The organism is Sinomonas sp. G460-2 (assembly GCF_047759905.1).
Classification (GTDB): domain Bacteria; phylum Actinomycetota; class Actinomycetes; order Actinomycetales; family Micrococcaceae; genus Sinomonas.
Map to the genome: position 1 here is coordinate 1 of NZ_JBKZWT010000296.1, position 4,474 is coordinate 4,474.

The 4,474-nt window shown below is 68.7% G+C and carries 4 protein-coding genes; all 4 read right to left on the reverse strand.

Features of this window, described 5'->3' with window-relative positions; all coding sequences use genetic code 11:
• On the reverse strand, positions 1-877 hold an 877-nt coding region (locus ACLN58_RS18390), incomplete at its 3' end, for a protein kinase domain-containing protein (protein WP_415856690.1).
• Complete coding sequence (locus ACLN58_RS18395) at positions 874-2,334, reverse strand: peptidoglycan D,D-transpeptidase FtsI family protein (protein WP_415856691.1); 1,461 nt, start codon at positions 2,332-2,334, stop codon at positions 874-876. The genes ACLN58_RS18390 and ACLN58_RS18395, both read right to left, overlap by 4 nt.
• Positions 2,331-3,896 (reverse strand): FtsW/RodA/SpoVE family cell cycle protein, encoded by a 1,566-nt coding sequence (locus ACLN58_RS18400; protein WP_415856692.1) that lies wholly within the window; start codon positions 3,894-3,896, stop codon positions 2,331-2,333. The genes ACLN58_RS18395 and ACLN58_RS18400 overlap by 4 nt, the downstream gene beginning before the upstream one ends.
• A partial coding sequence (locus ACLN58_RS18405) for a BofC C-terminal domain-containing protein (RefSeq protein ID WP_415856693.1) occupies positions 3,896-4,474 on the reverse strand: 579 nt, incomplete at its 5' end. The genes ACLN58_RS18405 and ACLN58_RS18400, both read right to left, overlap by 1 nt.

Here is a 4,474-nt window from a genome sequence, read left to right on the forward strand (position 1 = left end):
GCTGGGTCGAATCGTCGTGGAGGAGCATGCCCGGGACGGCGGCCTGCGCGGCGCGGATGTCCCCGCGGCGGATCGCCTCGGAAGCCTCCGCGAGCTTGATCGAGTTGGCCGGCCGGTTCCGGGGATCCTTCGAGAGCATCGACATGAGCAGGGCGCGGACCGGGGCGGGGATCTGCTCGGGAAGCGGCGGCGGCGCGTCGTTGACCTGGGCGAGCGCGATCGCGATCTGGCTCTCGCCCGAGAACGGCCGGTGGCCCGTGAGGCACTCGTAGCCGATGACGCCGAGCGAGTAGATGTCGCTCGAGCCCGTGGCCTGCTGGCCCGTGGCCTGCTCGGGCGCGAGGTATTGGGCCGTGCCCATGACCTGACCGGTCTGGGTGAGCGGCACCTGGTCGGCGAGGCGCGCGATGCCGAAGTCCGTGACCTTGACCCGGTTGTCCGGCGTGATGAGCAGGTTGCCGGGCTTGATGTCGCGGTGCACGAGTCCGCGCGCGTGCGCGACGGCGAGGGCGCGCGCCGTCTGGGCCATGATGTTGAGCGTGCGGTCGGGGGAGAGCACCTTCTCGCGCTCGAGGATCGAGCTCAGGGGCTCCCCGGGCACGAGCTCCATGACGAGGTAGGCGGAGCCGCTGTCCTCGCCGTAGTCGAACACGTTGGCGATGCCGGGATGGTTGAGCAGCGCCGTGTGCTGGGCCTCGTTGCGGAACCGCTGGAGGAAGCCGGGATCGCCCGCGTACTCCTCCTTGAGGATCTTGATCGCGACGTTCCGCCCCAGTACCTCGTCGCGGGCGTTCCACACTTCGCCCATGCCACCGATGGCGATCCGGCTCTCCAGGTGGTACCTGCCGCCCAAGGTGATGCCCGACGTCGGTCTCACTTCTTCAACACCGCCTCAAAGATCTTGCTCGCGCTTGGACTGGTCAGTTTGGCGCCGGTCGCAACGTCGACGCCCTCCATCACGATGGTCACCTGCACCTGCGGATTGTCCGCTGGGGCAAAGCCGGTGAACCACGAGTTGTTCTTGCCGCTCGTGCCGAGCTCGGCCGTTCCGGTCTTGCCGGCCACCTGCACGCCGGGCACCGCGGCGCCCTTGGCGATGCCGTTCGAGACCACGTCGGTCATCCATTCCGTGATCTGCCGGGCGATGTCCGGCGTCGTGGAAGTCCGGAGCACCTCGGGCTTCGGCTCGTCGACCACGCGGAGGTCGGGCGCGCGCACCGTCTTGACGAGCGAGGGCTTCATCTGGACGCCGCCGTTCGCGATCGCGTCGGTCATGAGCGCGATCTGCAGGGGAGAGGCGGTCGTGTTGAACTGCCCGATCGAGGCCTGCGCGAGCTGCGACTGGTCGAGGTTCTTGGGCCACACGCCGCTCTGGTACTCGAGGTGCAGGAGGTTCCCCGCGTCCTGGCCGAAGCCGAACGCGGCCGCCTGCTTCCCGATCGCATCCTGCCCGAGGTCGAGCGCGATCGACGCGAACGGCGTGTTGCACGACTGCTCGAGCGCGAACGCGAAGCTCGCCTGATTCTGCGTGTAGCAGTTGCCGCCCGCATAGTTCGGAAGCTTCGCGGTGCTCCCGGGCAGCGTCATCTCCGCGGGGTTCGGCAGGACGCTGTCCTTGTTGTACTTGCCGGACGCGAGCGCGGCGGCGGTGTCGACGAGCTTGAACACCGAGCCGGGCGCGAGCAGCTCGCCGGTGGGCCCGCTCACGTTCTGGAAGAGGTTGATGCCCTGGATGCCCTGGAGCTTCGTCATGGCCGCCTGCGCGGCGGCCTGATCGTGGGTCGCGATCTGGTTGGGGTCATAGCTCGGCTTCGACGCCATGGCGATGATCGCGCCGGTCTTCGGGTTCGTGACCACGATCGAGCCGCGCTGCCCGTCCGGGATGAGGCTGTACGCGAGCTTCTGGATCGCGGGGTCGATCGTGAGCTCGACCGACGCGCCCTGCGGCTGCTGGCCGAGGAACAGCTGCTTGATCCGGTCGAGGAGGAGCTGGTCGGACTGCCCCGTGAGCGCCGCGTTGACGCTCTTCTCGAGGCCCGTCGAGCCGAAGATGTTCGAGTAGAAGCCCGTGAGGCCCGCGTAGAGCTCGGGCTGGAGGTACTGCCGCTGGAACTTGCAGCTCTCCGAGCCGCTCGCCACCGACTGCACGATCGGCTGCCCGCCCACCACGATCGTTCCGCGGTCTTGGCAGAACGTCTGGAGGATCGCGCGGTTGTTCCACTGGTTGGACGTCAGATCGTCGGCGCCCACCACTTGGACGTAGCTGATCGAGCCGAGGATGAGGGCAAACATGGCAGCGATGGCCACCCACGCGTTTCTGATGGCCTGATTCACTGCTTCACCACCTGGGTCTTGGTCGTCTCCGTCGCGCTGCGGCGACCGGACGACGGCGGGACGGAGGGCGTCTCGTGAAGGGTCTGGGGGCCGAGGTGGGCTTCATCTAGCTTTTTGCCTCCGGACGGCCTGGGGGCCTCGTCTAGCCTTTTGCCTCCGGACGGCCTGGGGGCCTCGTCTAGCTTTTTGCCTCCGGACGGCCTGGGGGCCTCGTCCGGAGAGAAAGGCGTCGTGTCCACGGGCCGGCGGGCGGCGTTGGAGATCACGAGGACAAGGGCCACGATGATCCAGTTGGCCAGGAGCGACGAGCCGCCGGCCGCGAGGAACGGAGTCGTGAGGCCCGTAAGCGGGATGAGGCGGGTCACGCCGCCGATCACCACGAAGCACTGGAGCCCGATCCCCGCGGACAGGCCGCACGCGAGGAGCTTGCCGAACGCGTCCCGGGCGCCGATCGCGGCGCGCATGCCGCGCGTCACGAGGAGCGCGTACAGGACAACGATCGCGAACAGGCCCACGAGGCCGAGCTCTTCGCCGAACGCCGCGATGATCATGTCCGAGTGCGCGAACGGCACGAGGTCCGGCCGACCCTGGCCCATGCCGGTGCCGATGAGCCCGCCGTTGGCCATGCCGAACAGGCCCTGGACGATCTGGTAGCTGCCGCCGTACTGGCGGCCGAAGACCTCGGGGTCGAACGCGTTGAGCCAGCCGTCGATGCGCAGCCGGATGTGCGGGAAGATGAGGCTCGATGCCATCGCACCGGCGAACATGAGCAGGACGCCGAGGATCGCCCAGCTCGCGCGGCTCGTGGCCACGTAGATCATCGAGATGAAGATCCCGAAGAACAGGATCGACATGCCGAGATCGTGCTGGAAGATGAGGATCCCGATGCTCGCGAGCCACGCGACGACCATGGGCCCGAGGTCCTTGAAGCGGGGGAGCTGGAGCTTCCCGAGCCGGCGCCCCGCGAGCAGGATGAGGTCGCGGTTCGTCGAGAGGTAGCCGGCGAAGAAGACGCCGATCGTGATCTTCGCGACCTCGCCCGGCTGGAACGAGGCCGGGCCGATGCGGATCCACACCTGCGCGCCGTTGACGTCCCCGGCCGTGATGCCCGGGACGAGCGGCAGAACGAGCAGCACGGCGCTCAGAATGAGCGAGATGTACGTGAAGCGGCGGAGCGTGCGGTGGTCCTTGAGGAACAGGATGACGCCGATCGCGAGCCCCATTCCGATGATCGTCCAGCGGGCCTGCGCGTCCCCGTAGTCCGTGACCGGCGAGGCCGTGATGTCGAGCCGGTGGATCATCGCGACCCCGAGGCCGTTGAGCGCCACGACGATCGGCAGGATGAGCGGGTCAGCGTATTTCGCGCGGAACCGGAGCGCGACGTGCACGGCGAGCGATGCGGCGCACACGATCCCGGTCTGCATCCAGAAGTCGCTCCCGAGGCTCAGGCCCTGGTTGATCGACGTCATGGCGTTCGCGCCGTTGCCCACGGCGAGGGCGAGGACCAACAGGACGAGTTCGATGTTGCGCCGCGGCCGGGCGGCGGCTTCGACTGCGCTCACTACTGGCCTCCCAAGCACGGGTTGGTGGGCGAGGGGCTTCCGGACGGCCGCGGCGAGGAAGGCGCCGGAGACGGGCTCGCCGGCGGCGGGACCGGGCTCGGCGGAGGGACCGCGCTGGCCGAGGGGACAGCGCTGGGCGACGCGGACGCGCCGGGCGTGGGGGCGGACGACGGCGCGTTGAGGCACGTTTGCGGGTTGGTCCGGATGGACGCGACGATCTCCTGGGCCTCCGAGAGGCTGTTCGCGGGGATGCCCGCGCGGAGCTTCTGCTGCTGGAAGTCTGGCAGCGAGCTCATCGTGATGTCGGTGGTCGAGGCCACCTTCGAGAGCGAGATGGGGCCCAGAGTCTGGGAGATGCCGTTGTAGATGGCCACGCGGTCTCCCGACGCGCCCACGTAGTACCGGGTCTGCGTCCACGCGTATCCGAACCACAGGCCCAGGAGGATCGCGATCGCCACGATGGCCCCCAGGATGAGGCGGAACCACCGGCGCACGCGGCGGCGGGTGATCTCCGTCTCCGACTCGGTCTCCGTCTCCTCGGCCTCCACGTCGGCGTCCGAGGCTCGGTGGGTGAGGAG